The following is a 26,273-nucleotide window of genomic DNA, read 5'->3' on the forward strand; positions in this document are numbered from 1 at the left end:
TCTCCACGAGGTGTTGACCCTCAGTCCTTCCGGAGTCGTACGCCCGGCTGGCCATGATTGAGAAATTCCACACCCGCTTCCTCAAGCACGCGCATGACAGCTCGGATCTTGTCGAGGCCGCTTGTCAGCACGGCAGGCCCCTTCTTCTCCATGGCGCTTATCGTATTGATGTTCAGGCCTGCGCCCTTTGCGAGGGTTGTTTGGTCCATATCCACAAGCGCGCGTGCCGCGCGAAGCTGGTTTCCCGTCGTCAGCAATGCACGCTCCCGATCTGGTCCACTTGTGATTGTTCCATAGCCCCAGGCTGGCAGCAATATAGACGATGGTATGATGAAACTTATTCCCGCCGCAGCCGGATACCCGGCCCGCCATCGATGTTTTGCCCATCGCCGAGAAAAACCACGGACTTGGCTTCCAGCGCCGCTTGAATAGCCCGCAAGGTGGACGCCTTGGGGTCGGCCAGACCGCGTTCGATATTGTTGAGGCCGGTTGTCGACAGGCCAGCCAGCGTTGCGAGCTCCGCCTGGGTCAGTCCCAGCATCGCCCGTGCGCCGCGTATTTGCTCAGGAGTAATCATGGTTCTTGTGTTGGGCGGCCACGCGCGGCGATCTCCTTGTCGATTTCGCGGGCAAGTTCGGGAAACACTTCCCTGAACGGCCGCATCTGTTGGATTTCTTCGTCGGTCAGTTCGGGATTGTCCGGATCTTCGGCAATGCCCCGCTGTATTCGGGCTTCCTCCTCATCGCTTAGGGGGAGCAGATTCCTGAATTTTCCGTTCATCACAGGCTCCCTTTCCTTCCGGTCGCCATTTGCAAGGCGTGCGGTGCGTGGTTCGACAAGCTCACCATGAGGGACGACGAGGGTTGCAAGAAACTCTATTCTGCAACATTTCCAATTGGCTTGGCAGCTATCATTTCGGCTAACTTTACAGCCCACCTTCCTCATGGTGAGCTTGTCGAACCACGCACCCTGCATCAAACACCATCCGTCACCGCCGCCTCTCAGGCGGCGGTGACGTCGGCATAAATTTACCAGCTGCCGGTGTTCGGCATCGACAGCCAGGGTTCCTGCGGCGGCAGCGGTGCGCCTTTCTGCAGGATTTCGATGGAAATGCCGTCGGGCGAGCGGACGAAGGCCATGTTGCCGTCGCGGGGCGGACGGTTGATGATGACGCCGCTGTCCTGCAACTTCTGGCAGGTGGCGTAGATGTTGTCGACGACATAGGCGAGGTGGCCGAAATTGCGCCCGCCCGTATAGGTTTCCGGGTCCCAGTTGTAGGTCAGTTCCAGTTCCGGCGCCCGTTCGGCCACGGCGCGGCCCTTATCGTCGGGAGCGGCCAGGAAAATCAGCGTGAAACGGCCTTTTTCGTTTTCCGTACGCCGAATTTCCTCAAGGCCGAATTTGTTGCAGTAGAAATCCAGCGATTCATCGATATCGCGGACGCGGACCATTGTGTGAAGATAGCGCATCGTTTTCCCTTGATGTGTGCGTCAGTGTATGAAAGGCGGCAGCAACCGGACGGCTGCCCCGGGCAATTGTGCAATTGCCCCCAGGCAATCGTATCATTGCCCCGGGGTGATCATGCGATCGCCGGGCTAGGCGCCTACATCTTTTTGGTAACATTATTTTCATGACGCCACAAATTGACAGGCTTACAACGGGTGGTTGAACCGGTCATCACAAGATTTGCACCTGTTTTTCAACAAAAACAGCCAGATGATACTTGCCCTCATCCATTGGACAGGTGTTATTCTGACTCCAGAGAATCAGTGGTTGCTTTCAGGAGAGGAGGGGCTCGCTTCATGTCAGACAGACCAGTATCAGCCCGGCATTCCCCCGATGATGAACAATTAGCCGATGGCCTCGACCTCATCGAGGTTTCGGGCGCCATCAAATGGTTCGATGTCGCCAAGGGATATGGCTTTGTAATCCCTGACAATGCTGATCTGCCTGATATCCTCCTGCATGTGACCTGCCTGCGCCGCGACGGCTTCCAGACCGCGCTCGAAGGCGCGCGTGTCGTCTGTGAAGTCAAGCAGGGCGAGCGCGGCATGCAGTGCTTCCGCGTGCTCTCGATGGACAGTTCCACCGCAGTTCACCCGACTGAACTGCCGCCGGTGCGCACCCATGTCACCGTCACGCCGTCGAGCGGACTGGAGCGTGTTCTGGTCAAGTGGTTCAACCGCACCAAGGGTTTTGGCTTCCTTACCCGCGGCGAAGGCACCGAGGATATCTTTATCCACATGGAAACCCTGCGCCGCTTCGGCCTGACCGAACTGCGCCCGGGACAGGTGGTGCTGGTCCGCTTCGGCAATGGTGACAAGGGCCTGATGGCTTCGGAAATTCACCCGGATATCGGCACGCAGCTGCCGGCATCCCACTAAGACATCCCATGAACAGGCTGTTGCGCGTGTGCCGGTCTTTGCTGATCGGCCTTCTTGCGCTGGTCCTTGCCACATCGGCCGTGCGCGCCGCCGATCAGCAGCCGATGCATCTGCCCATCGATGCGGCGCCGCTGGTGATCAACACGGCCAGGGGCGATGTTCCCTTTCAGGTGGAGGTGGCCGATACCGACGACGAGCGCGAGCGGGGATTGATGTTCCGCACCGACCTCAGGGACAATAGCGCCATGCTGTTCGTGTTCGAAGACAGCCGTCTCGTCACCATGTGGATGGAGAATACCCCTTCGGCGCTCGACATGATTTTCCTCGATGAAAACGGCCGTGTATCGGCGATTCGCGCCAATGCGGTGCCGTTTTCCCGGACGACGATTTCCTCCGGCGGTCCCGCGCGGTTCGTCATCGAAGTCAAGGCAGGCACGGCCCGGCGGCTGGGCGTTGCGGTCGGCGACAAGGTCCGCCACCCGGCCATTGCTGCGGTCTGCGGCACCTGCACCAAAAAATAGGCTGCATTCGCGTGGTTCGTGGTTCGACAAGCTCACCATGAGGGAGGTCTTGGATTACAGGGAGCGATATTCTGCAGCGCCCGCGATTGGCATTGCAGCCAAACCACATCCCTCATGGTGAGCTTGTCGAACCACGCACGATGACCCATAGCATTGCGCCTTGTTTCCAGGAAAAAAGCCCCTTACCATTTTTGACCAGATCAATGAGTCCCGACCCCATGCAGTTTTTTGAGAATGATGGATTGAAGCTCGCCTATCTCGATGAGGGCGCGGGCGAACCGGTTCTGCTGATCCATGGCTTTGCCTCATCCCATTTCTACAATTGGGTGCAGCCCGGCTGGGTGCCGGCCCTGACCGCCGCCGGTTACCGGACTATCGCCATCGACAATCGCGGCCACGGCCAGTCGGACAAGCCGCACGAAAAATCACTGTATACGCCGACCCTGATGGCCGGGGATGCCGCGGCCCTGCTCAGGCATCTCGGCATCGCCAAAGCCCATGTGATGGGCTATTCCATGGGCGCGCGCATCACCGCTTTCCTGGCGCTGGAACATCCCGAACTGGTGCATGACGTCATTTTCGGCGGGCTTGGCATCGGCATGGTGGAAGGTGCCGGCGACTGGAATCCCATCGCCGAGGCGCTGCTGGCGGAAGACGCCGAAACGGTGACGCATCCGCGCGGAAAAATGTTCCGCATGTTCGCCGACAAGACCAGAAGCGACAAGATCGCCCTGGCCGCCTGCGTGATCACCTCCAAGGAGGAAATCAGCGAAGCCAATATGGCGCGCATCACCCAGCCGGCGCTGGTTGCTGTGGGAACCAAGGACGACATCGGCGGCAGCCCGCACCGGCTGGCGGCGCTGATGCCGCAGGGCGAAGCCATCGACATCCCCAACCGCGATCACATGCTGGCCGTCGGCGACAAGGTGTTCAAGGAAGCCGTGCTCACGTTTTTGAAAGCCCATCCGCTCTGACGGTGCGCGCGTAAACCGCAAGAAGATGTGTGGTGCGTGGTTCGACAAGCTCACCATGAGGGATGTGGAGGATTGCAGGGAGCACTCTTCTGCAATGGTTCCGATGAGCGTTACAGCACCAACCTCCCTCATGGTGAGCTTGTCGAACCACGCATAGACCGCGACACTGTTTCAGCCCGGTGAATTTGGGGTGTCAACCCATCGCTTTTGCCGTATGCTGGTGGCAACGCAAGACTATTGGCTGATTGCCTGGAGTAGGACATGTCCGCAAGCAACCCGATGAAAATGACCGGATCGGTCAAACAGATGGATCCGATCTGGCTGTCCATCCGTGCCGAAGCCGAGGAAACCATCCGCCAGGAGCCACTGCTGGCGACGTTCCTGTACACCACGATTCTCAACCACCAGTCGCTGGAGCAGGCGGTCATTCACCGTATTTCACAGCGGCTCGATCACCCGGATGTCGAGTCGGAGCTGCTGCGCCAGACCTTTACCGCGATGATGGACGCCACGCCGTCCTGGTCGCAGATTCTGCGCGTCGACATCCAGGCCGTCTATGACCGCGATCCAGCCTGCACGCGGTTCATCGAGCCGATCCTCTATTTCAAGGGGTTCCAGGCGATCCAGACGCACCGGCTGGCCAACTGGCTGTGGAACGAGGGCCGCAAGGACTTTGCCCTCTACCTGCAGAGCCGCTCATCCTCCGTCTTCCAGACCGATATCCATCCCGCCGTGCCGATGGGGCAGGGCGTGTTCTTCGACCATGCCACCGGCATCGTCGTCGGCATGACCGCCGTCATCGAGGACAATGTCTCGATCCTGCAGGGCGTCACGCTCGGCGGTACCGGCAAGGAAACCGGCGACCGTCATCCGAAAATTCGCCACGGCGTGCTGATCGGCGCCGGGGCCAGCATCCTTGGCAATATCGAAATCGGCCATTGCTCGAAAGTTGCCTCCGGTTCCGTGGTGCTCAAGCCCGTGCCGCACAATGTCACCGTCGCCGGGGTTCCCGCCCGGGTCGTTGGCGAAACCGGCTGCGCCGAACCGTCCCGCGCCATGGACCAGCTCATCACCAATTTCGACTGAAACCGGGCGCTTCAGTGATTGAAACGAACACGCCGGCCCTTTACAGGGCCGGTTGCTGCATGCCACAAGCCCGCTTCACAATTTTGCATTCGACAGGAGAAACCGCGTGAAACCCGAAGAACTGAAAAAACTCGACAGCTATTTCAAGCGTACATTCAGAAACACGGAACTCACGGTAAAGGCCCGTCCCCGCAAGGACGATTCGGCTGAACTCTATCTTGGCGATGAATTTCTCGGCCTGATCTACAAGGATGAAGATGAGGGCGAACTGTCCTACAACTTCTCCATGGCCATTCTCGACATGGATCTCTGACGGTTAACGCTGTTTGGAATGGAAGTGCCGCCAGAGGCGTCACTTCGGTGTCTTGAGATGGCCTTGCGCAAAGGCCAGGACCTTTTGCTCCAATTCCTGCCAGTTGGCGAGAAATTCGCGCGGGAATCGGTAGGTCAGCTGCAAATCCTCACCGATGAAAACATCCCGCTGGCAGGAGGCGAGGTTGCTTTTCGACGTCGCCTCATCGAGGCAGCGCGCGACAAAGAAGCTGCGGCCCTTGCTCTCCGGTGAGGAGACGAGCTGTTCACTGACGAAACCGCTGGTGGCGCGAAACGTCTGGATTGTCAGACCCGCCGGGCCTTTGATGCCGGGGCCGTCCGTCAGGGTGCTGTAGACCGGACCGTAGCGGCCGGACATGTCGCGCGAGGTTGCGCGCGGCTCAAACGTCAGGAAGAGCAGCGCCTTCTTTTCGCCCGCGCCGTTGAAATCCCGGATGAATTCCGGTTGGTAGCCCTGCATGTCGGGCCAGTGCAGATAGAGATCAACCCGCTGCGCCACGCCATCGCGCCGCTGCGCCCGGAAGCGGATGGTGTTGGCCGGCAGCGCCAGCACGCTGTTGCCGATCACCACCTCATGCACATCCGTGTCTTCCGTATGCCCGCCGAGGGAAATCGTATGGCCGAAATAATGCCCGGCAACGACAAGCCCGACCGTCAGGAGGGCGAGCGCCGCGATGCCATAGAAAATGCGCTGCAGAAAGGGGCTGCCCGTTATCGATTCCACGCGCTGTGCGGAAGCTTGCATCAACCTTCAGGTCCTGTTGCCTCGGTTGACAGGAAGGCTAACCTCAAAGTGCTGATTTATGGTTAACCACACGTGAAAGTTGTATTCGCATCGGCATCGCCAAGCGGGCGGCGGCTCGCTAAGCTGAGCGTGAAGAATCTGAGGAGATACGATGCCCCTATTCACGCTCGACGGCCACGCGCCTGAATTTGAACACCGCCCGTCAAACTGGATCGCGCCCGATGCGACGCTGGTCGGCAAGGTCTTTCTCGGTGAAAATGCCGGCATCTGGTTCGGTGCCGTTCTGCGCGGCGACAATGAACGGATCCATGTCGGCCGCAACACCAATGTGCAGGAACATACGGTGATGCACACGGATATGGGTTATCCCCTGACGATCGGCGAGGGCTGCACCATCGGCCACCGCGCCATGCTGCACGGCTGCACCATCGGCGAAAACACGCTGATCGGCATCGGCGCCATCATTCTCAACGGTGCGAAAATCGGCAGGAATTCGCTGGTGGGTGCCGGGGCGCTGGTGACGGAGCGCAAGGAGTTCCCCGACAACGCGCTGATTGTCGGATCGCCGGCGCGGGTCATCCGCACGCTGGACGAGGCTGCCATCGAACAGCTCCGGCTTTCCGCCGCCCATTATGTCGAGAACGGCAGGCGCTTCATGCGGGGGCTTGAGATCAGCTGATCCTGTCCGGCATTATTTCCCGATGCTGCCGACCAGAACCTGGCGGTCGTCGGTGATGGACACCCATGCGCCGGTATAATGTGTCGACTGGCGCTTCAGATAGTCATAGCTCGTTTCGTTCCACGGCTTGATCTGCGGTTCCAGATTGTCGAGGACATAGTCGCCCCGGTCGGTGCGCACGGTCAGAACCGCATGGCCTTCGCCATTCATCTGGCGCACGACGGTGATCAGCAGCGCGCTGACGGGCAGGCCGCGCTGCATCAGCATCCGGCGCTTGAGCAGCACATAGTCTTCGCAGTCGCCGACATTGCCGACCTTGTCGGGATAGCCCCAATATTCCTCGACGCCGTAGATTTCCATATCCGTGGCCGGCTTGATATCCGTGTTGACCTGGGTGTTGACCTGAACCAGCTGCGCCCAGACTTTTGGCGTCAGGGGCACCGGCGTGTCGCTGATGCTGCGGATGCGGCATTCGTCCTGGTAGATCTGGCAGAAATCGTAATGGCCGATGGGCTGCGAAGTGCGCCCGCCGGTCTGCATCACCGTCGCCGTGGACCGCGCCGGGCCCGCCTGGGTGCCTATGCTCATCAACAGAAGGGCTGCGCCCGCAAGAATTATGCTTTTTATCATACCGTCGTCTCCCCGGTTGAGGCGACAATGACAGAGAGACCTTGATCTGATGGAAATCTGCAGCAATAAATCCGAACAAAACGGGTAGCAAAAAATAAACTATCGCTCGTTGCAAAGTATTATTGAATATTACTGTTTTGTTTAAAGCATGAATTGAGTGAAGTATGCGAAGTATATTTCGGTTAAAGTTTGGTTTTTCTCGGAAGGTAATTATTTATGATCGCTTAAAGCGTGCCGCTGCATAGCTTGCACGCTGAAGTCATTTGGTAACCAAGCGAGGGATATTTAATTCTGCAGGGAGATTTCGATGGCTTCGCGGCTCTGGACCGTCGCGAACTCGATGGCAATGCCTTCCTCGAAATGGCGCACGACGCGCCCGCGCATGGAGCCGAGAACGACCTGGCTGTGCAGGGCGGGGCGCATGCGGATTTCAACCGCCGCGCCGGAGATCGACAAATCGATGATGCGGCAGGGATATTCGCGGCCATCCGCCATGCCGAGCTTGGCAATGGGGTTGCGCGGCGCGATACGCTGATGGCGCCGGTCTTCCGGCATGTCCAGCTCATGCTTGTTGGCAAGCCAGGTCAGCTGCGCCGCGATCTTGTTCTTCTTGCGCTCCGATGCGACGAGCGAAAGGTAAAAGCCGTTGCTGACGAGGCGCTCCACCGTGCCTTCGATGCGGCCGATATGATCGACATAGGCAATGATGCGCTCACCCGTGCCGGCCATGACTTCCGTGGTGAACAGGGCCTCGCCCGGCGACATTTCACTGATCTGGCCGACATGCTCGGTCCGGTCTTCCAGCATGAAGCGGCCGTAAAGTTCGACCTTCACGCGATGGAATTTTCCCGTCGTGGCGATAGTCTGGGTTGAATCGTCACGGGTCAGATGCATGAAGTGTGTCCGAAGGCTTAAAATGACTCTTTATCTCTGAAGACTAGAACACAAGTCTTAACGGCGATGTAACGCAGATATGGTTTGCTTAGAATTTACTAACCTAATCCAAGATTTTCCCGCCGTCGAAGACCATGAGATGCCTGACCCGGCGGCTGCCATTGGGAGCAGGCAGGAGTATATTGGAAATCAGGGGCTTGTGATCTTCAGCCCGGACGCTGCCGGCAGGCATATTGGCTGCATTGCGCGGATCGATCATCGCGATGGAGCGCAGGCTGTTTTCGATGATCGCGTCGGATTCCAGCCAGAACGGCTTGCCGGCCGGTGCGATCATGCCCAGCAGGTGCCGTTCATGCACCTCGTTGGCGAGGGGCAGCAGGATGAGGTTGAACAGCATCTTGCGCCCGCGGCTGCTCTTGCCCTCATAGGTCGACTGGACGACGGTCTTGCTGGTCAGGCTGCTGGTGACGATGCGCGCGATGACGGCCTTGTCCTTGGCCTGCCAGATGGAGCTGAAGCTCTGGCCTTTCAGCTCGCGGCCATAGATCGAGCAGATGCGCGTTCCCGCCAGCCGGAACCGCGCTTCGCCGGGGCCGCTGGCGCGCAGGATGAAGGTTTCGGACAGGCGCGAGCGGATGAGCGCGGGCGAAATCTCCCGCCGCTCCGGCGCTGCGCGGGTTCCGCGCAGATCGTTCCAGTAGGCGAAGATCTCGCTGGTTCCGTCGTGCCGCATATGCTGCTTCCTGTTGATATTCCGGTCTTGCGCCGTATGGGGTGCGTGGTTCGACAAGCTCACCATGAGGGTGTGGTCTGGCTGCAATGCCAATACCAAACGCCGCAGACTATGACTCCCTGCAACCCACAACCTCCCTCATGGTGAGCTTGTCGAACCACGCGCCGCGAACCCCCGCTGTCCACGAGCGCTGACTTTGGCACCGGCAGGCGGGAAGCGCCATTGGCGAAGCGGCTGCGTCCACCGCAGGGGACGATTAAGGTTAACAAATGGTTTAGATTGTGCGGGCGGTGCCGGCATGCGACAAGGGGGGCGAGTAGAGTTCTATGTTCATGTATCCAGCTCGGGGCCGTTCAACATCATTGAACGGCCTTATTTTTGTTTGGAGAGTTTGCTGCTAAGCACGCATTGCACTGAATCAGTTGCGGGAAGAATGACGGACCTATGAGCACCCCTGATCAATCACCGGCACGCGAGCCGATCTTCAACATTCCCGGCGTCATCCTCGCCATATTCGCCATCTGCGCCGCGGTGTTTCTGGTTGAAAACTACGTGCTGACCGAGGCGCAGGACAACAATTTCCTGCTGGATTACGCCTTCATTCCCGCGCGGTTTTCCCAGTTCGGCGGGTTTTATTCGCCCGCCGCCTGGCTGACCACCATCACCTATTCCTTCATGCACGGCAGTTTTGCCCATATAGCGCTCAATATGGTCTGGCTTGCCGCCTTCGGCTCGCCGCTGGCGGCGCGCATCGGGCCGCTGCGCACGTCGCTGTTCTGGATCGTCACCGCCGTTGCCGCCGTCATGATGCACTTTGCCATTTACCCCGCCAGCCCGATCCCGCTGGTCGGTGCCTCCGGCGCCATATCCGGCATGATGGGGGCGGCCGCGCGCTTCGGTTTCCGCCGCTCGACCCAGCGCAATTCCGCGGCGTTTACCGGGCCGATCCTGCCGATTGCCGTTGCGCTGCGGACCCGCACCGTTCTCGTTTTCGTCGCCGTCTGGTTCATCACCAATATCGGCACCGGCCTTTTCGCCGTCGTGCCGGGAGATGCCGCAACGATCGCCTGGGAAGCGCATATTGGCGGCTTTCTCATCGGGTTTCTGGGCATTGCCCTGTTTGATCGCGGCGACCGGCGCTGAATTGTCGGCATGATTGCAAAGCTGTTGCATTGGGGGCAACATACGCGCACCATGGCGCATTGACCGCCGGGATAAAGGAGGATCGCGGCGGTCAGCGTTAGGACTTATGTGCAAGGAGGACGTACATGACAGTCAAAATGATACTGGAACGCAAAGGCTACGACGTTTTTAGCGCAGCACCCGAAACGACCCTTGGCGACGCGGTCGCCGCACTGGCCAAACACAAGATCGGCGCCATTGTCATCGTCGATGACAAGAAGGCCATCAAGGGTATTCTCTCCGAGCGCGACGTCGTGCGCGCCATTGCTGCCGATGGCGCCGATGTGCTCTGGCGTCCCGTTTCCGAAATCATGACCATCAAGGTCAGCGTGTGCTCGGAAAAGCATACGGTCAACCAGGTCATGGAAATGATGACCCGCGGCCGCTTCCGCCACCTGCCGGTCGAGAAGGATGGCCGGTTGCACGGTATCGTGTCCATCGGCGACGTGGTGAAGCTGCGCATCGAGGAAGTGGAGCGCGAGTCCCAGGAAATTCGCAGTTATATCGCAACCGCCTGAAGCGGTTGCTGAGGTCGTGTCAGAACACGACCTTCTGCATGCGCTCGAGCTCGCCGAGCCGGGCCATGGTTTCCTCATAGCCGAGTTTGATCGCCTCGTCGGCGCGGTGAAACTCGGCAAGCCCCACATGGCCGATTTTCGGCAGCAGCGCGATGTCAGGCGGATCGCCGGCCATGCGGGCGCGGGAAATCCGGTCCTGAATGATGTTGAACGATTCCATCATCACGCCGGTAATACCAAGCCGCGTGGCGCGCGCCGCGCGGAAATGCGCCACCGCGCCCTCGCGTTCGGCATCGGCGGCAAGCGTCGCTCCGGCGGAATGCTTGATCACGGCGGCACGCCCGAACTGGTCGTAGTGCAGGTTCACCGCCACCACCAGCGGCTGTTCGTAGGAGCGGCAGACGGAAACCGGCACCGGATTGACCAGCGCGCCGTCCACCAGAATGCGGCCGTTGCACTCGACCGGCTCGAACACGCCGGGCAGGGCATAGGATGCCCGCATGGCGGTGATCAGGTTGCCGCGCGTCAGCCAGATTTCGTGGCCGGTATTGATCTCCGTGCACACCGCGATGAACGGTTTCGGCAGGTCTTCGATGGAAAGCGCGGAGAGATGGTCGCGCAGGCGCTTGTCAAGCTTCATGCCGCCGAACAGGCCGCTGCCGCCGAACCGCAGGTCCAGCAGCGAGAAAATGCCGCGCTTGGTCAGGCTGCGCGCGAACTCTTCCAGCTGGTCGAGCTTGCCGCCGAGATAACAGCCGCCGACCAGCGCGCCGATCGACGTGCCCGCAATCATGGAAATCTCGATACCGGCCTCGTCGAGCGCGCGCAGCACGCCGATATGCGCCCAGCCGCGCGCCGCGCCGCCGCCCAGCGCCAGCGCGATTGGGGCTCTCTTGTCACTGTGGGGGGACGGATCCATGACCGGTGTTTCAGGACCGTTCGTAACGCCAATCGGTTCTGCCGCACGTAGCCGTCGCGATGCCCATTCGAGCATGGCATGCACTCCTAAAGTCGTATTCGCACATTATCCCCTCACTTTGGTATCCAAAGGATGAATATTGCGGAATTATGGCCGCTTAGCCAACCAACGAAAACGAGAGCATCCGATCAACGGCACCGGAGCGCAGAAATATGTTACGCCTCCGGCGTCATGACCAGATGGGATGTGCCATTTTCGCTGACGACCTGACGGTAGAAACATGATCGGCGGCCAGTATGGCACGTCGGGCCGTTTCCAGCCACCGTTACCTCCAGCCAAAGCGCATCCTGATCGCAATCGGTGCGCATTCGGACAACGGTCTGCAGGTTTCCGGAGGTCTCGCCCTTCTTCCACAGCGACTGGCGCGACCGCGACCAGTAATGGGCGATGCCGGTCTCCAAAGTCAGGCGCAGCGATTGCGCATTCATGTGCGCCACCATCAGGAGATGGCCGTCACGCGCATCGGTGACGACGGCGGTCACCAGACCGGCGGCATCGAAGCGCGGTGCGAACACCGCGCCTTCTTCGTTTGCATGTTTGTCGGCAAGGGGCGACGAAAAGGAACCGTTGGACATGACTGCCAATTCTGGAAAAGACTGGTTTAGCGACCCTTGACGAGGGTCATGAAGCGGACCTGTTCGTTGACGTCACCCTTGAAGGCACCGGTAAAGGTGGTGGTGGTCGTCGTCGAACCGGACACGCGGATGCCGCGCATGGCCATGCACATATGCTCGGCCTCGATCATGATGGCCACGCCGCGCGGGCGCAGCGACCCCTGGATCGCATTGGCGATCTGGGCTGTCATGCTCTCCTGCGTCTGCAGGCGGCGGGCATAGATATGCACGACGCGGGCGATCTTCGACAGGCCGACCACTTTCTCGCCATCGGGCAGATAGGCGACATGCGCCTTGCCGATGATGGGAACCATGTGATGCTCGCAGTGTGAAAAGAACGGTATGTCCTTGATGAAGACGATGTCGTCATAACCGGCAACTTCTTCAAAGGTGCGTCCGAGCACTTCCTCCGGGTCTTCATCATAGCCCGAAAACAGTTCCTTATAGGCTTTTGCCACGCGCTGCGGCGTGTCGAGCAGGCCTTCGCGGTCCGGATTGTCGCCGGCCCAGAGCAGCAGCGTGCGAACGGCAGCTTCCGCTTCTTCCTGGGTTGGGCGTCGTAGGCTGTTCTGATTGCCAGTCGTTGACTGCAAACTTTTTATTACCGCATCCATCGCGATCTCCCGTAGTCGCCCTCAAGGGAGCGACGAGTTAAACGGCAATACACGATAGTCGTTCCGAAACGAATACGTGGTGTATTGAAGCCGGCTTGGCCCTGAGGCTGAACCTGGGCGACTACATCTACCATTGACGCAGAATTTACGCCATGGCGCTTTGTGCTCGCCCGCTCACATACTATATAGAGAGTGAATTCGGGATTCATAGGGCCAAAGCGATGGACAATTGTCTGTTTGCGCTTCGCTTCGGGCCGTGTCACCAGCGGAAGCTCATTATGATCAATGACGTCTACAACACGCGCATTCTGGAGTTTGCCGGGAATATCCAGCGCCTTGGCCGTCTGGACAATCCCGATGCAACCGCCACGGCGCATTCGAAACTCTGTGGTTCGACGGTGATCGTCGATCTCAAGGTCAAGGACGGCGTGGTGACGGATTTCGCCCATGACGTCAAAGCCTGCGCGCTTGGCCAGGCGTCGTCGTCGATCATGGCGCGGCATGTGGTCGGCGCGACCAGCGAGGAATTGCACGCTGTGCGCGATGCCATGTTCAAAATGCTGAAAGAGAATGGAGCGCCACCGCAGGGGCGCTTTGAAGACCTGAAATTTCTCGAGCCGGTGCGCGACTACAAGGCCCGGCACAATTCCACCATGCTGACCTTCGAGGCGGTGGTGGATTGCCTCGACCAGATCGAGAAGAAAAACGCCGAAGCGGCCGCCTGAGCCGCCGATGTGCGCTGACCCCGCCCACAACCATTCCCCTGCGGCGGGAAAGAAATATTCCCGCAACTGGAACGGACCATGGCGCAAGACGCCGGGACGGCTGTTCGGCACGGCCTTCGTCCGGCTGTACCAGCTGACGCTGTCCGGCTTCATCGGCAATTCCTGCCGCCACCTGCCGACCTGTTCCGAATATGCCTATGAATCCATCGCCCGTTACGGCCTGTGGACGGGAGGCTGGATGGGCCTGTTCCGGTTCGTCCGCTGCGGGCCCGGCGGCACCAGTGGTCACGATCCCGTGCCGATGATGCTGGACAAACGTTTTGTCTGGTACATGCCGTGGCGGTACTGGCGTGTGAGCAAACCGCACTAGGGATTTTCTGCTGTGTCATTCGCAGTGCTGTGGCGCGTGGTTCGACAAGCTCACCATGAGGGAGGGGGATGATTGCAGGGAGCTAAGTTCTGCAGCGTTCGTGATTGGCCTTGCAGCCCACCCAACTCCCTCATGGTGAGCTTCCTGAGCTTGTCGAAGGGCGAACCACGCACCACCCACTTGCAGCGGTCAAAACCCGCTTTTCCTCAACCGCCACTTTACGCCGGATCAATCTGCGCATAAAAGTCCGCTCGCCGGAGCCGTTCCGGTCATGAAACACCACCCGCGATTGTTGGCGGGACTGGATAGGAGCAACTGATGTCACAGACAGTTTCCAAAACTGTATCCATGCAATTCCCCGATGGCTCGAAGCGCGAATACGACGCGGCCATATCCGGTGCGGAACTTGCCGAATCCATTTCGAAATCCCTGGCCAAGAAGGCCGTGGCCTATGCGGTCGACGGCGTCGTGCGCGATCTGTCCGACCCGCTGCAGCATTCCGGCAGCATCGAGATCCTGACCCGCGACGATCCGCGTGCGCTCGAGCTGATCCGGCACGATTGCGCCCATGTCCTCGCCGAGGCCGTGCAGGAGCTGTTTCCGGGCACCCAGGTCACCATCGGCCCGGTGATCGAGAACGGGTTCTACTACGATTTTGCCAAGAACGAGCCTTTTACCCCCGATGACCTGCCGCTCATCGAGAAGAAGATGCGCGAGATCATCGCCCGCAACAGGCCGTTCACCAAGGAGATCTGGTCGCGCGAAAAGGCCCGCAAGGTCTTTGCCGACAAGGGCGAGGCCTACAAGGTCGAGCTGGTCGATGCGATCCCGGAAGGCCAGGACCTGAAGATTTACGCGCAGGGCGACTGGTACGACCTGTGCCGCGGCCCGCACATGGCCTCGACCGGCCAGGTCGGCAATGCCTTCAAGCTGATGAAGGTGGCCGGTGCCTACTGGCGCGGCGACAGCAACAATCCGATGCTCAGCCGCATCTACGGCACCGCCTTTGCCACCGATGCCGAGCTGCAGTCCTACCTGCATGTGCTGGAGGAGGCGGAAAAGCGCGATCACCGCAAGCTCGGCCGCGAAATGGACCTGTTCCATTTCCAGGAGGAGGGCCCCGGCGTCGTGTTCTGGCACGCCAAGGGCTGGCGCATGTTCCAGACGCTGGTCAGCTACATGCGCCGCCGTCTCGACGGCGTCTATCAGGAAGTCAACGCGCCGCAGGTGCTCGACAAGTCCCTGTGGGAGACGTCGGGTCACTGGGGCTGGTATCGCGACAACATGTTCAAGGTGACGGTCGCCGGCGATGAAACCGACGACGAGCGCGTCTTCGCACTCAAGCCGATGAACTGCCCGGGCCACGTGCAGATCTTCAAGCATGGCTTGAAGTCCTACCGCGATCTGCCGGTGCGGCTTGCGGAATTCGGCAATGTGCATCGCTATGAGCCGTCGGGCGCGCTGCATGGGCTGATGCGCGTGCGCGGGTTCACGCAGGACGATGCGCATGTGTTCTGCACGGACGAACAGATGGCGGCCGAATGCCTGCGCATCAATGGCCTGATCCTGTCCGTCTACAAGGATTTCGGCTTTGACGAGATCACCATCAAGCTGTCAACGCGCCCGGAAAAGCGCGTCGGTTCCGATGCACTGTGGGATCGGGCTGAAAACGTGATGATGGGTGTGCTGGAGCAGATCCAGCAGCAGTCGAACGACATCAAGACCGGCATTCTGCCGGGCGAGGGAGCGTTCTACGGCCCGAAGTTCGAATACACGCTGAAGGACGCCATCGGCCGCGAATGGCAATGCGGCACGACGCAGGTCGATTTCAACCTGCCCGAACGGTTCGGTGCCTTCTACATCGACTCGACTTCCGAGAAGAAGCAGCCGGTGATGATCCACCGCGCCATCTGCGGCTCGATGGAGCGCTTCCTCGGCATTCTCATCGAAAACTTCGCCGGTCATCTGCCGCTGTGGTTTGCACCGGTGCAGGTGGTTGTGGCCACCATCACCACGGAAGCCGACGATTACGGCAGGCAGGTCGCCAAGGAACTGAAGGCGGCGGGGCTGCAGGTCATCACCGACTTCCGCAATGAGAAGATCAACTACAAGGTGCGTGAGCATTCCCTGCAGAAGGTACCGGTCATTCTCGTCTGCGGCATGCGCGAGGCGGAGGAGCGGACGGTGAACATGCGCCGTCTGGGTTCGCAGAACCAGACGTCGCTCAGCCTTGATGATGCGATCCGGCAGCTCGGCGAGGAAGCCACGCCGCCGGACCTGTTGCGCGCCGCTGCGGAGTAGGCCCGCACATTGCTTTGTGACAGCGTGGTGACTTTCATCACGCTGTCATGGAGTTGCGTGACTATTCAGCCGTTTCATTATTTGCCGGGATGCGATCGTGCAGTTCAGAGAACTCTCCTACGCCAATGACACCCAGTCGCGCATCACCCAATGGTTGATCCGTTCGATTGAAGGCCTGTCCGGCCGCGACCACTATGTCCGGCTCTACAATGCCTGGCGCACCGACATCGTTCCGGCGGGAATCGATGTGTTCTGCCGCATGATGGACCTGATCAACATCAGGCTCGACGTTGCGGACCAGTGGCCGCCGCAGCATCTGCCAGATACGCCGCTGGTGATCGTCGCCAACCATCCCTTCGGCATCGGCGACGGCATTGCCGCGCTGGCGCTGGCCGAACAGCTCGGCCGGCCGTTCCGCGTGCTCATCAACAACGACCTGATGAAGGTGCCGGAAATCCGCCCCTATGCGCTGCCGGTCTGCTTCGACGAAACCAAGGAAGCGGTGGCGATGAACATGGCCACCCGCCATGAGGCGGTGCGCCTGTTGAAGGAGGGCGTCACCATCGTCGTCTTTCCGGCGGGCGGCGTTGCCACGGCGCCCAAGGGTTTTGGCCGGGCGGAGGATCTGCCCTGGAAGATTTTTCCGGCCAAGCTGGTGCAGCAGGCCAAGGCGTCGGTCATCCCGGTGTATTTCGGCGGGCAGAACGGCCGGGTTTTCCATCTCGCCAGCAAGATTTCAATGACGCTGCGCATTTCGCTGCTCATCCGCGAATTCCGCAAGCTGTCCGGCAAGGCCATCACCGTGCGCATCGGCCGGACAATGGACTGGTCGGAACTGGCGCCGCTGGCCGACCGCAAGAATTTGCTGGATTATATGTATGGCGCGGTGTTTGCGCTGGCTCCGGCCGCAACGCGCCGCTGAGCCCCGGTCCTGCGGCCCGGTCTTGCAGCTTAGTCCAGCGGATCGTCGCCGCTGGCGGGCTGATTGGCAGTGGAGGCGGCGCTGGCGCCGTTGGTCGCCAGAAGTTCCACATCCTGGTTGCGGCCGGCAACGACCTTGAAATCGCGCTGGTAAATCTTGTCCTTGTTCTTGGCGATGATGACGTATTCGCCTTCCGCCAGTACCATGGAGGCAAAGGCGCCGACGCTTTCGCGCACGATGTCGCCCGAGGTCGTCAGCACCGACCAGGCGGTATCGGCAAGGGCTTCGCCGCCCGCCTCGCGCACCAGCTTCATCGTCAGCTGCGCGGCGCGGTGCTCCACATTGGCCTCGGTGATCTTGCCGGCCTCGACGCGGATATCCGCGCGGATGACCGCATTGGCCGTGCCGTAATTGGAAACGATCTGATAGGTCCCGGCATTCAGCCGCACGACGCTTTCCGGCTTGACGTCGGGGATGATGAGCGCCCGTTCGCCGCTGGCGTCCTCGTGATCCTCATAGATGGAGAATCGCAGCTGGTCCTGCGGGATGCGCGCGCCGCCGGACAGAACCGCGTTGAGCTTGACGCCGCCCGCGTCGAGAATCATCGTCTCGTTGCGCTTGGCGCGGGTCATGGTGATGCGCTTGGTGGCGCCCGCCCGGCCGAAGGCCACATGCACGAGATAGCTGCCGGGGGCGAGGTTGAACGAGGTCGTGCCACCCTTGGCCGTTGCCAGCAGGGGCAGCTTGCCATCCGCATCGGCATCCGGCGAGAACACGCGCCAGACGAGGCCGCGGCCAATGTTTTCGCCGTTCTCCGCCAGTTTCGCCGACAGGACCAGCTCGGCTTCCGCGGCAAGCGGATTGTTGGCCGGGGCTTTCGGGTTGGCATATTGGTTGAGGTTGGGGATCGACGGCAATTCCACGTCGGGCGTGGCGATGTCGGGTGCAAGCGCCTGCGCCCAGGCGCCGGTTGTCAACAGGGTTGCTGCCAGTGCCGCCGGCAAAATCCAGGATGTGCCGGAGCCGAAGCCCGCTTTCTGAGTGTCGAATATGCCCATGCACTGTTTTGATCCGAAGCCGGTGGCAATTTCAAGGCTTTTTCACGCGATCATGACTTTACACGGCCGGTGAAACCGCGACATTGTCCGCCCATTCGAAAAACAGCATCTGGTACCCCGTTTCATGCCTTCTCCCATCATTGAATTTCTGTCGCAGCGCAGCTCAACCCCGATTTCCGCCATTGGCCTTCCCGGTCCAAGCGATGCGGAGATCGAAACCATGGTCCGCATCGCCGCGCGCGTGCCCGATCATGGCCGCCTGACACCCTGGCGTTTTGTGCTGTATCGCGGCGATGCGCGCGTCGAGGTCGGCAAATATCTCGCCGATCTGGCCGAGGAGCGGGAAGGGCCGCTGACCGAACAGCGGCGCGAGCAGGAGCTGAAGCGCTTTGCCCGCGCGCCGCTGGTCATCGGCGTGATCTTCTCCAAGGTCGATCATCACATTCCGGAATGGGAGCAGTTCCTGTCCTCCGGCGCGGCGGCGATGAACCTTGTCCATGCGGCCAACGGCCTCGGCTACGCCACCAACTGGATCAGCAACTGGTATTCATCCGATGAGAAGGGCCGGGCGCTGCTCGGGCTGGCGCCGCATGAGCGGGTGGCGGGTTTCGTCCATATCGGCAGCTGCGACACGAAAGTGCCGGAGCGCCCGCGCCCCGAGGTAAAGGATATCCTGTCCGAATATGCCGGACCGTGGAAGGGCTGAGCCGCCATGTTCTACAAGTTCGATGATGGCCATGGCCTGCCGCATGATCCCTTGAAGGCCATCGTTTCGCCCCGTCCCATCGGCTGGATATCCAGCCGTTCGGCGGAGGGCAAAATCAACCTGGCGCCCTATTCCTTCTTCAACATGATCAGCACGAAACCCTGCCTGATCATGTTTTCCTCGGAAGGCCGCAAGGACAGCGTCACCTTCATCGAGGAAACGCGGGAATTTGCCGCCAATCTCGTCAGCGCCAACCTGTCGGTGGCCATGAACAAGACCTCGGTCAATGCGCCGCGCGGCGTCAGCGAGTTCGAATATGCCGGCCTCAATGCCGCCGATTGCCGGCTGATCGGCGCGCCGCGCGTGGCCGAAGCCTTCGCGACGCTGGAATGCGTCGTCACCGACATCCGCCATCCGACCGACCGGCACGGCAATCCGGTGCAGGCCATCATGGTGACCGGAGAAGTCGTCGGCGTTCACATCGACGAGGCGATCCTGACCAACGGCCTTGTCGACATGACCAAGGCGCAGCCGGTGTCGCGGCTCGGCTACATGGACTTTGCCACGGTGTCGGAAACATTTCAGATGTTCCGGCCGAAATGGGAGGGGTGAGGTAAAAAGCCTTGCACTTACCGAAGTGCGTGGTTCGACAAGCTCACCATGAGGGAAGTGGTTGATTGCAAGGCTCATCACAGGCGTTGCAGAGTACAGCAGCCCTGCAGCTCGCTTCATCCCTCATGGTGAGCTTGTCGAACCACGCACTGTCAGGCATGCCGTCGAACGGCCTAAGCAGCACCAACCCGCCCCATCAGCCGTTCCGCCCGGCGCAGATGCGGTCGGTCGAACATCAGCCCGTCAATGCCGATGACACCCGCTGCGGGATCCTCGGCGAAGGCCCGGATGATCTTTTGCGCCTGTGCCACCGCTTCGGCCGAGGGCGTAAACACCGCGTTGATCACCGGGACCTGCGCCGGATGGATGGCGAGCTTGGCGGTAAAACCGTCGCGTTCCGCCTCAGTGCATTCGCGGGCAAGCCCGGCATCGTCCTTGTAGTTGATGTAGACCGTATCGATGGCGGCGACATCGGCGGCCGAAGCGCCGAGAATGGTCAGCGCCCGCGCCAGCCGGAACACGTCGGTATAGCGCCCGTTGTCATCGCGCACCGCACGTGCGCCGATGACCGCCGACAGGTCTTCCGCACCCCAGGTGAGACCGACAAGCCGAGCCGATGCATCGGGGTAGCTGGCCGCCGACAGGGTGCCGAGCGCGGTTTCCGTGATGATGGCGAGAATCCGCGTCGAACCCTCCGCCGCGTCCGCATGGGCCTCGTGCACGTTCAGCTTGGCCGACAGCCGCGTCACATCCTTGCCGTTGTTGGATTTGGGCAGCAGGATCCCGTGGGGCAGCGACGGCATGACCGCGCCGAGGTCGGCATCGGCAAGGCCGCTCGCCAGATCGTTGATGCGCACGAACAGGCGCGGCGAACTCTTGTCGCGGTTCGATTTGAGAAAATCCGCCGCGATCTGCCGGGCAGCGGGCTTGCGTTCGGCGCTGACCGAATCTTCGAGATCGATCAGCAGCACATCCGCGCCGCTGGCGAGGCCCTTTTCCAGCTTCTTTTCCGAATCGCCCGGCACGAACAAAAGCGAGCGCATCAGGCAGCGCTCCGGGATTTCATCATCGCCTGGCGCGTGCATTTGGCGACGAGAACACCGTTCTGATTGTAGGCGCGGTGCTCGAACGCGACGATGCCGCGATCCGGCTTGGATTGGGACGGCCGCGTTGAAAGCACCGTTGTCTCCACCCGCACCGTATCGCCGTGAAACAGCGGCGCGGGGAAGGTCACGTCGGTCATGCCCAGATTGGCGATTGTCGTGCCGATGGTGGTGTCATTGACGGAGATGCCGATCATCAGGCCGAGCGTGAACAGCGAATTGACCAGCGGCTTGCCCCACTCGGTCTTGGCGGCGAAGTCGAAATCGATGTGCAGCGGCTGCGTGTTGAGCGTCATGACCGAGAACAGCATGTTGTCGCTCTCGGTGATGGTCTTGCGCAGGCTGTGATTGAACACGTGCCCGACTTCGAATTCTTCCAGATACAGTCCGGCCATGTGCTGGCGTCTCCTCAATGCGATTTTTGGCGAAAGACTAGGGCGGCTTCGGCGGGTTCGCAACGGGGAAGGATCAAAGTTCTCTCGCGGCGCCGAAACAACATGGTTAATCGACATGGTGAACCGATCGTAAACCTTTTGCCGCTAGCCTTGGCTGCAATAAGGGCTTGGGGTATAAATTCATGACAATACGGCATTATCTGGCGATGGTCGGACATGCTTCTGCGGCGCAGCGTTGCCATGCCGCAGGCGCGCTGGCCCATGTCTATCTCGAAACCGGACGCGCCTTCGAGGACCGCTGTGCGGCGGAGGCGGCGCTGACGCTGCTGCTGGACGACCCGTCGCCAAAAGTGCGCCTTGCGCTGGCCGAAGCTTTCTCCACCAGCGCCCATGCGCCGGCTCACATCGTCGCCGGGCTGGCGCGCGACCAGGCGGAAATCGCCGCCTACATGCTGGCGCGCTCGACGGTGCTGACCGATATCGACCTGATCGACTGCATTGCCGGCGGCTGCGCGGAAAGCCAGAGGGTGATTGCGGGCCGGGCCAAGGTGTCCTTTGCCGTCAGCGCTGCTCTCATCGAGATCGCCGAACCGGTTGCCGTTTTCGAACTGCTGGCCAACAGCCGCGCCGAGATTGCCGATATCAGTTTCCGCCGTCTGGTCGAGCGCCTTGGCCATGTCGCCGATATCCGGTCGCTGCTCGCCGATGATGACCGCTTGCCCGCCGATTGCCGCCATGCGCTGGCGATCAAGGTGGCCGAAGCCCTGTGCCAGATGGATATGGTCATGGCCCTGATGGGCGAGCGCCGTGCCAGGCGCGTCACCAGTGAAGCCTGCGTCAAGGCCTCCATCAGTCTGGTTGCCGAAACACCGCCGGCGCAATATCCGGCGCTGATCGAGCATCTGCAGCTGCGCGGTGACCTGACCACGGCCTTTGTCATCCGCATCGTCGCCTCCGGCAAGATCGATTTCTTCGGTGCGATTCTGGTGGCGCTCTCCGGGCACAACCTTGCCCGGGTGCGCAATCTTTTGATCGATGGCCGCGATGCGGCGCTCGGCGCGCTGTTCAGTGCCGCTGGACTGCCCGACAGCACGCACCAGCCGCTGCGCGTCGCGCTGCATGCCTGGCGTGATGTCGCCAATGGCCGGCTGGCCATCGGGCCGCAGGAAGTCACGCGCCGCATGATGGAGCGTCTGGCGCCGGAAAAGCCTGTAATGGCGCATGACCTGACCGCGGCCAATGACGGCATGCAGTCGCTCCTGCGCAAGATTTATCTGGAAGCGATTCGGGAGAATGCGCGCAGCCACGGACTGGCCATCGCCGCCGCCTGACCCGGCTTTTTTCGCCGTGAGCACGCATTTGATTACAAAATCCCATGCCCGTGTGAACGAATGAATATGCGGGCCGCATGTTCCGTGATGCAAAATTGCTTTTTTCCGGCGCAGCGCCATGGCCCGGTCCCGCAGCCGCGCCGGAATGATCATAGATTTCATATTGTTGCCGCCGGATATTGATGCTTGCAGGCATTTTCGGGGAGCAGGGCGGAATAATAAGACAGTATTACTGACCTAATATTTCATGGTAGAGTGCGGAAACGTCGCGTGACTGGGAGGTCTGCTGAATGCCCGATGATTCCACGAGTGAATTTGGTCCACTAAGCCTGCACGTGCCGGAACCGGCCGTGCGTCCCGGCGGCGAGCCGGATTTTTCCAATGTGAACATTCCCGAAGCGGGTTCGGTGCGCCGTCCGCCCGTCGATGCCAATCCGGAGGAAATCCGCGATCTGGCATTTTCGATCATCCGTGTTCTCAACCGCGATGGCGAAGCTGTCGGCCCCTGGGCTGGCGAACTGACGGACGAGCAGCTGGTTGAAGGCCTGCGCCACATGATGACGCTGCGCACCTTCGATGCGCGCATGCAGATCGCCCAGCGGCAGGGCAAAACCTCCTTCTACATGCAGCATCTGGGCGAAGAAGCCGTGAGCTGCGCCTTCCGCATGGCGCTGTCGCCGGGCGACATGAATTTTCCGACCTATCGTCAGGCCGGTCTGCTTATCGCCGGCGGCTACCCGATGGTCGAGATGATGTGCCAGATCTATTCCAACGAAAGAGATCCGCTCAAGGGCCGCCAGCTCCCCATCATGTACTCCTCGAAAGAACATGGATTCTTCTCGATCTCCGGCAATCTGGCGACGCAGTATATCCAGGCCGTCGGCTGGGCCATGGCATCGGCGATCAAGAAGGACACCAAGATCGCGGCCGGCTGGATCGGCGACGGATCGACCGCGGAATCGGATTTCCATGCCGCACTGGTCTTTGCCTCCACCTACAAGGCCCCGGTTGTCCTCAACATCGTCAACAACCAGTGGGCGATCTCCACCTTCCAGGGCATTGCCCGCGGCGGTGCCGGCACTTTCGCCGCGCGCGGCCTCGGCTTCGGCATGCCTGCCTTGCGGGTTGACGGCAATGACTATCTCGCCGTTTTCGCCGTGGCCAAATGGGCCATCGAGCGGGCGCGGCGCAATCTCGGCCCGACCATCGTCGAATATGTCACCTACCGTGCCGGGGCGCATTCCACCTCGGACGATCCGTCCGCCTACCGCCCAAAGACCGAATCCGATGCCTGGCCGCTTGGCGATCCCGTCATGCGCCTGAAGAACCACCTGATCGGGCGCGGCGTCTGGTCGGAGGAGCGCCACACCCAGGCGGAAGCGGAAATTCTCGACAGCGTGATCACCGCCCAGAAAGAAGCCGAAAGTTTCGGCACGCTGCATGCGGGCGGCAAGCCGTCGGCGCGCGACATGTTCGAAGGTGTCTACGAGGAAATGCCGCCGCATCTGCGTCGTCAGCGCCAGCAGGCGGGAGTGTGAGCGATGCCGCGTAAGACAATGATTGAAGCCATCCGCGACGCGATGGATGTGATGATGGAACGCGACGACAACGTGGTCGTGTTCGGCGAGGATGTCGGGTTTTTCGGCGGCGTTTTCCGCTGCACCCACGGCCTGCAGGCCAAATACGGCAAGACCCGCTGTTTCGATGCGCCGATCAGCGAGGGCGGTATCGTCGGTGCTGCCATCGGTATGGCGGCCTATGGCCTGAAACCCTGCATCGAAATCCAGTTCGCCGACTATGTCTATCCGGCCTATGACCAGATCGTTTCGGAAGCGGCGCGCCTGCGCTACCGCTCCAATGGCGGCTTTACCTCGCCGATCGTCATCCGCATGCCGGCGGGCGGCGGCATTTTCGGCGGCCAGACCCACAGCCAGAGCCCGGAAGCGCTGTTCACGCATGTATCCGGTCTGAAGGTCGTCGTGCCGTCCAATCCGCACGATGCCAAGGGCCTGCTGATTGCATCCATCGAAGACCCGGACCCGGTGATCTTCCTCGAACCGAAGCGGCTCTATAACGGTCCGTTCGACGGCCATCATGACCGCCCGGTGACGCCGTGGTCGAAGCATGAGCTGGGCGAGGTGCCGGACGGGCATTACACGGTGCCGCTGGGCAAGGCCATCAAGCGCCGCGAGGGCAAACAGCTGACCGTGCTTGCCTATGGCACCATGGTCTATGTGGCGGAAGCTGCCGCCGAGGAGACCGGCATCGATGCGGAGATCATCGATCTGCGCACGCTGCTGCCGCTCGATCTGGAAACCATCGTCGAATCCGTCACCAAGACGGGCCGCTGCGTCATCGTGCATGAGGCAACGCTGACCTCCGGTTTCGGCGCGGAACTCGCCGCACTCGTCCAGCAGCATTGCTTTTACAATCTGGAAGCGCCGGTGGCGCGGGTGACGGGCTGGGATACGCCCTATCCGCATGCGCAGGAGTGGGACTATTTCCCCGGTCCCGCGCGCGTAGGCCGTGCATTCCTTGAAACGCTGGAAGGGTAGGAGCAGACGATGGGTGAATTTGTCATCAAGCTGCCGGATGTCGGTGAAGGCGTTGCAGAAGCCGAACTCGTCGAATGGCATGTGAAGGTCGGTGATCTCGTGCGCGAGGACATGATCCTTGCCGCCGTCATGACCGACAAGGCGACCGTGGAAATTCCATCCCCGGTCGACGGTGAAATCCTCTGGCTGGGCGGCGAGATCGGGCAGGTGATCGCCATCGGTTCGCCGATCATCCGCCTGAAGGTCGAAGGCGAGGGCCATGCCCCCGCTGCGGAACCGGCGAAGCCGGTCAAGGCGGAAGAGCCGAAGGCCCAGCCCGCCAAGGCAGAACCAAAGCCGGAGATCAAGGCTGCAAAGCCCGAAAAGGCCGCAGCGCCGGTAGTGCATGCGCCGGTCGCCGTGCCGCTTGGCATCGGTGCGCCGCGCGCCGAGGGCGACAAGCCGCTGGCCCCGCCGGCGGTGCGCCTGCGGGCGCGGGAGGCGGGTGTCGACCTGCGCCAGGTGACCGGCACCGGTCCGGCCGGGCGCATCACCCATGAAGATCTCGACACCTTCTTTGCCCGCGGCGCGCAAAAGCCCGTGGTATCCGGTCTTGCGCCGGACACGTCGGTCAAGGAAATCAAGGTGGTGGGCCTGCGCCGCAAGATTGCGGAAAAGATGGCGATTGCCAAATCGCACATCCCGCACATCACCTATGTCGAGGAGATCGATGTCACGTCGCTGGAAGAACTGCGCGCTTTGCTCAACGGCAAGAAACGCGCCGACCAGCCGAAGCTGACGCTGCTGCCGTTCCTGATGCGCGCCATGGTGAAAGCCATCGCCGAACAGCCGCAGCTGAACGCCCTTTATGACGACGATGCCAACATCATCCACCAGCATGGCGGCGTGCATATCGGCATTGCGGCACAGACGCCGTCCGGCCTCGTGGTTCCCGTGGTCAAGCACGCGGAAGCGCGCGATCTCTGGGGCTGCGCCGCAGAAGTCAATCTTCTGGCCGAAGCGGCCAAGACCGGCACGGCAACGCGCGAGCAGCTGACCGGTTCGACCATCACCATCACCTCGCTGGGCAGCATGGGCGGTATCGTCACGACGCCCGTGATCAATTATCCGGAAGTCGCTATCATCGGTGTCAACAAGATGATGACCCGGCCGGTGTGGGATGGCGCGGCCTTTATACCGCGCAAGATGATGAACCTGTCCTCAAGCTTCGATCACCGCGTGATCGACGGCTGGGACGCCGCAGTCTTCATTCAGCGGATCAAGACGCTGCTCGAAACGCCAGCGCTGATATTCGTGGAGGGTTGATCCG

General features: G+C 60.9%; 32 protein-coding genes. 18 read left to right on the forward strand and 14 right to left on the reverse strand.

Going from position 1 to position 26,273, the window contains the following annotated elements:
* Positions 1–20 precede the first annotated feature (20 nt).
* From ACZ5FP_RS10835 to ACZ5FP_RS10850, 4 genes are all read right to left on the reverse strand, one after another.
* Positions 21–257, reverse strand: coding sequence for a hypothetical protein (locus tag ACZ5FP_RS10835; protein ID WP_403173420.1), 237 nt, complete (start codon positions 255–257; stop codon positions 21–23).
* An 80-nt stretch (positions 258–337) separates the two neighbouring features.
* Positions 338–577 (reverse strand): helix-turn-helix domain-containing protein, encoded by a 240-nt coding sequence (locus tag ACZ5FP_RS10840; RefSeq protein ID WP_464660080.1) that lies wholly within the window; start codon positions 575–577, stop codon positions 338–340.
* Positions 574–780 (reverse strand): hypothetical protein, encoded by a 207-nt coding sequence (locus ACZ5FP_RS10845; RefSeq protein ID WP_464660082.1) that lies wholly within the window; start codon positions 778–780, stop codon positions 574–576. The genes ACZ5FP_RS10840 and ACZ5FP_RS10845 overlap by 4 nt, the downstream gene beginning before the upstream one ends.
* 248 nt (positions 781–1,028) lie before the next feature.
* Positions 1,029–1,469 carry a VOC family protein gene (locus ACZ5FP_RS10850; RefSeq protein WP_403173430.1) on the reverse strand — a complete coding sequence of 147 codons (441 nt, stop codon included), beginning with the start codon at positions 1,467–1,469 and terminating at the stop codon, positions 1,029–1,031.
* Positions 1,470–1,802: 333 nt separating this feature from the next.
* Between ACZ5FP_RS10850 and ACZ5FP_RS10855 the strand changes: the two genes are divergently transcribed.
* The 5 genes from ACZ5FP_RS10855 (at position 1,803) to ACZ5FP_RS10875 (ending at position 5,278) form a co-directional block, all read left to right on the forward strand.
* On the forward strand, positions 1,803–2,384 hold the full coding sequence (locus tag ACZ5FP_RS10855) for a cold-shock protein (protein WP_223615133.1): 582 nt from the start codon (positions 1,803–1,805) through the stop codon (positions 2,382–2,384).
* Positions 2,385–2,392: 8 nt separating this feature from the next.
* Entirely contained in the window at positions 2,393–2,905 is a 513-nt protein-coding gene (locus tag ACZ5FP_RS10860) for a DUF192 domain-containing protein (RefSeq protein WP_464660084.1), read from the forward strand.
* 218 nt (positions 2,906–3,123) lie between these two features.
* Entirely contained in the window at positions 3,124–3,879 is a 756-nt protein-coding gene (locus ACZ5FP_RS10865) for an alpha/beta fold hydrolase (RefSeq protein WP_464660086.1), read from the forward strand.
* 261 nt (positions 3,880–4,140) lie between these two features.
* The gene (gene cysE, locus ACZ5FP_RS10870; RefSeq protein ID WP_223615130.1) at positions 4,141–4,965 is read left to right on the forward strand and encodes a serine O-acetyltransferase; all 825 of its coding nucleotides are present in this window, start codon (positions 4,141–4,143) and stop codon (positions 4,963–4,965) included.
* A gap of 106 nt (positions 4,966–5,071) precedes the next feature.
* Positions 5,072–5,278, forward strand: a complete 207-nt coding sequence (locus ACZ5FP_RS10875; RefSeq protein WP_105733161.1) for a DUF3126 family protein — start codon at positions 5,072–5,074, stop codon at positions 5,276–5,278.
* Positions 5,279–5,317: 39 nt separating this feature from the next.
* On the opposite strand, the gene ACZ5FP_RS10880 is transcribed toward ACZ5FP_RS10875, so the two are convergent.
* Positions 5,318–6,043, reverse strand: coding sequence for a hypothetical protein (locus tag ACZ5FP_RS10880; protein ID WP_464660088.1), 726 nt, complete (start codon positions 6,041–6,043; stop codon positions 5,318–5,320).
* 151 nt (positions 6,044–6,194) lie between these two features.
* On the opposite strand from ACZ5FP_RS10880, the gene ACZ5FP_RS10885 reads away from it, so the two are divergent.
* Positions 6,195–6,722 carry a gamma carbonic anhydrase family protein gene (locus tag ACZ5FP_RS10885; RefSeq protein WP_464660090.1) on the forward strand — a complete coding sequence of 176 codons (528 nt, stop codon included), beginning with the start codon at positions 6,195–6,197 and terminating at the stop codon, positions 6,720–6,722.
* 12 nt (positions 6,723–6,734) lie between these two features.
* Here ACZ5FP_RS10885 and ACZ5FP_RS10890 read toward each other — a convergent pair whose 3' ends face one another.
* From ACZ5FP_RS10890 to ACZ5FP_RS10900, 3 genes are all read right to left on the reverse strand, one after another.
* Positions 6,735–7,352: a transglutaminase-like cysteine peptidase gene (locus ACZ5FP_RS10890; protein WP_464660092.1), complete on the reverse strand. Its 618-nt coding sequence runs from the start codon at positions 7,350–7,352 to the stop codon at positions 6,735–6,737.
* A gap of 285 nt (positions 7,353–7,637) precedes the next feature.
* Positions 7,638–8,246 (reverse strand): PilZ domain-containing protein, encoded by a 609-nt coding sequence (locus ACZ5FP_RS10895; RefSeq protein WP_464660094.1) that lies wholly within the window; start codon positions 8,244–8,246, stop codon positions 7,638–7,640.
* A gap of 103 nt (positions 8,247–8,349) precedes the next feature.
* Entirely contained in the window at positions 8,350–8,979 is a 630-nt protein-coding gene (locus ACZ5FP_RS10900; protein ID WP_464660095.1) for a PAS domain-containing protein, read from the reverse strand.
* 444 nt (positions 8,980–9,423) lie between these two features.
* Between ACZ5FP_RS10900 and ACZ5FP_RS10905 the strand changes: the two genes are divergently transcribed.
* Positions 9,424–10,122 carry a rhomboid family intramembrane serine protease gene (locus ACZ5FP_RS10905; RefSeq protein WP_464660096.1) on the forward strand — a complete coding sequence of 233 codons (699 nt, stop codon included), beginning with the start codon at positions 9,424–9,426 and terminating at the stop codon, positions 10,120–10,122.
* A 125-nt stretch (positions 10,123–10,247) separates the two neighbouring features.
* Positions 10,248–10,679, forward strand: a complete 432-nt coding sequence (locus ACZ5FP_RS10910; protein WP_464660098.1) for a CBS domain-containing protein — start codon at positions 10,248–10,250, stop codon at positions 10,677–10,679.
* Positions 10,680–10,698: 19 nt separating this feature from the next.
* Here ACZ5FP_RS10910 and ACZ5FP_RS10915 read toward each other — a convergent pair whose 3' ends face one another.
* The 3 genes from ACZ5FP_RS10915 to folE all read right to left on the reverse strand — a co-directional run bounded on the left by ACZ5FP_RS10915 (position 10,699) and on the right by folE (position 12,886).
* Complete coding sequence (locus ACZ5FP_RS10915) at positions 10,699–11,598, reverse strand: patatin family protein (RefSeq protein WP_464660099.1); 900 nt, start codon at positions 11,596–11,598, stop codon at positions 10,699–10,701.
* A 215-nt stretch (positions 11,599–11,813) separates the two neighbouring features.
* Positions 11,814–12,233: a phosphoribosyl-AMP cyclohydrolase gene (gene hisI / locus ACZ5FP_RS10920; protein WP_288193932.1), complete on the reverse strand. Its 420-nt coding sequence runs from the start codon at positions 12,231–12,233 to the stop codon at positions 11,814–11,816.
* Between the two features lie 26 nt (positions 12,234–12,259).
* On the reverse strand, positions 12,260–12,886 hold the full coding sequence (gene folE, locus ACZ5FP_RS10925) for a GTP cyclohydrolase I FolE (protein ID WP_464660101.1): 627 nt from the start codon (positions 12,884–12,886) through the stop codon (positions 12,260–12,262).
* A 278-nt stretch (positions 12,887–13,164) separates the two neighbouring features.
* Here folE and ACZ5FP_RS10930 point away from each other — a divergent pair, with 278 nt between their 5' ends.
* The 4 genes from ACZ5FP_RS10930 to ACZ5FP_RS10945 all read left to right on the forward strand — a co-directional run bounded on the left by ACZ5FP_RS10930 (position 13,165) and on the right by ACZ5FP_RS10945 (position 17,204).
* Positions 13,165–13,611, forward strand: a complete 447-nt coding sequence (locus ACZ5FP_RS10930; protein WP_288193931.1) for an iron-sulfur cluster assembly scaffold protein — start codon at positions 13,165–13,167, stop codon at positions 13,609–13,611.
* Positions 13,612–13,618: 7 nt separating this feature from the next.
* On the forward strand, positions 13,619–13,981 hold the full coding sequence (yidD, locus tag ACZ5FP_RS10935; protein WP_464660103.1) for a membrane protein insertion efficiency factor YidD: 363 nt from the start codon (positions 13,619–13,621) through the stop codon (positions 13,979–13,981).
* Between the two features lie 318 nt (positions 13,982–14,299).
* Complete coding sequence (gene thrS / locus ACZ5FP_RS10940; protein ID WP_464660105.1) at positions 14,300–16,282, forward strand: threonine--tRNA ligase; 1,983 nt, start codon at positions 14,300–14,302, stop codon at positions 16,280–16,282.
* Between the two features lie 97 nt (positions 16,283–16,379).
* Positions 16,380–17,204: a lysophospholipid acyltransferase family protein gene (locus ACZ5FP_RS10945; RefSeq protein ID WP_464660107.1), complete on the forward strand. Its 825-nt coding sequence runs from the start codon at positions 16,380–16,382 to the stop codon at positions 17,202–17,204.
* 29 nt (positions 17,205–17,233) lie between these two features.
* Here ACZ5FP_RS10945 and ACZ5FP_RS10950 read toward each other — a convergent pair whose 3' ends face one another.
* Positions 17,234–18,262, reverse strand: a complete 1,029-nt coding sequence (locus ACZ5FP_RS10950; RefSeq protein WP_464660109.1) for a hypothetical protein — start codon at positions 18,260–18,262, stop codon at positions 17,234–17,236.
* A 124-nt stretch (positions 18,263–18,386) separates the two neighbouring features.
* Between ACZ5FP_RS10950 and ACZ5FP_RS10955 the strand changes: the two genes are divergently transcribed.
* Positions 18,387–18,968: a nitroreductase family protein gene (locus tag ACZ5FP_RS10955; RefSeq protein ID WP_223615112.1), complete on the forward strand. Its 582-nt coding sequence runs from the start codon at positions 18,387–18,389 to the stop codon at positions 18,966–18,968.
* Between the two features lie 6 nt (positions 18,969–18,974).
* Complete coding sequence (locus ACZ5FP_RS10960) at positions 18,975–19,580, forward strand: flavin reductase family protein (protein ID WP_464660111.1); 606 nt, start codon at positions 18,975–18,977, stop codon at positions 19,578–19,580.
* 173 nt (positions 19,581–19,753) lie between these two features.
* Here the strand turns inward: ACZ5FP_RS10960 and ACZ5FP_RS10965 are convergent, their stop codons facing one another.
* Positions 19,754–20,623, reverse strand: a complete 870-nt coding sequence (locus ACZ5FP_RS10965; RefSeq protein WP_464660113.1) for an HpcH/HpaI aldolase/citrate lyase family protein — start codon at positions 20,621–20,623, stop codon at positions 19,754–19,756.
* Entirely contained in the window at positions 20,623–21,078 is a 456-nt protein-coding gene (locus tag ACZ5FP_RS10970; protein ID WP_223615109.1) for a MaoC family dehydratase, read from the reverse strand. Before ACZ5FP_RS10970 ends, ACZ5FP_RS10965 begins: the two co-directional genes overlap by 1 nt.
* A 182-nt stretch (positions 21,079–21,260) precedes the next feature.
* Between ACZ5FP_RS10970 and ACZ5FP_RS10975 the strand changes: the two genes are divergently transcribed.
* The 4 genes from ACZ5FP_RS10975 (at position 21,261) to ACZ5FP_RS10990 (ending at position 26,269) form a co-directional block, all read left to right on the forward strand.
* The gene (locus tag ACZ5FP_RS10975; RefSeq protein ID WP_464660115.1) at positions 21,261–22,409 is read left to right on the forward strand and encodes a DUF2336 domain-containing protein; all 1,149 of its coding nucleotides are present in this window, start codon (positions 21,261–21,263) and stop codon (positions 22,407–22,409) included.
* 290 nt (positions 22,410–22,699) lie between these two features.
* Positions 22,700–23,947: a 3-methyl-2-oxobutanoate dehydrogenase (2-methylpropanoyl-transferring) subunit alpha gene (locus ACZ5FP_RS10980; RefSeq protein ID WP_346305911.1), complete on the forward strand. Its 1,248-nt coding sequence runs from the start codon at positions 22,700–22,702 to the stop codon at positions 23,945–23,947.
* Between the two features lie 3 nt (positions 23,948–23,950).
* Entirely contained in the window at positions 23,951–24,964 is a 1,014-nt protein-coding gene (locus tag ACZ5FP_RS10985; RefSeq protein ID WP_464660117.1) for an alpha-ketoacid dehydrogenase subunit beta, read from the forward strand.
* Between the two features lie 9 nt (positions 24,965–24,973).
* Positions 24,974–26,269: a dihydrolipoamide acetyltransferase family protein gene (locus ACZ5FP_RS10990; RefSeq protein WP_464660119.1), complete on the forward strand. Its 1,296-nt coding sequence runs from the start codon at positions 24,974–24,976 to the stop codon at positions 26,267–26,269.
* The last annotated feature ends 4 nt before the right edge of the window (positions 26,270–26,273 follow it).

Source organism: Phyllobacterium sp. T2-21, from assembly GCF_055378485.1.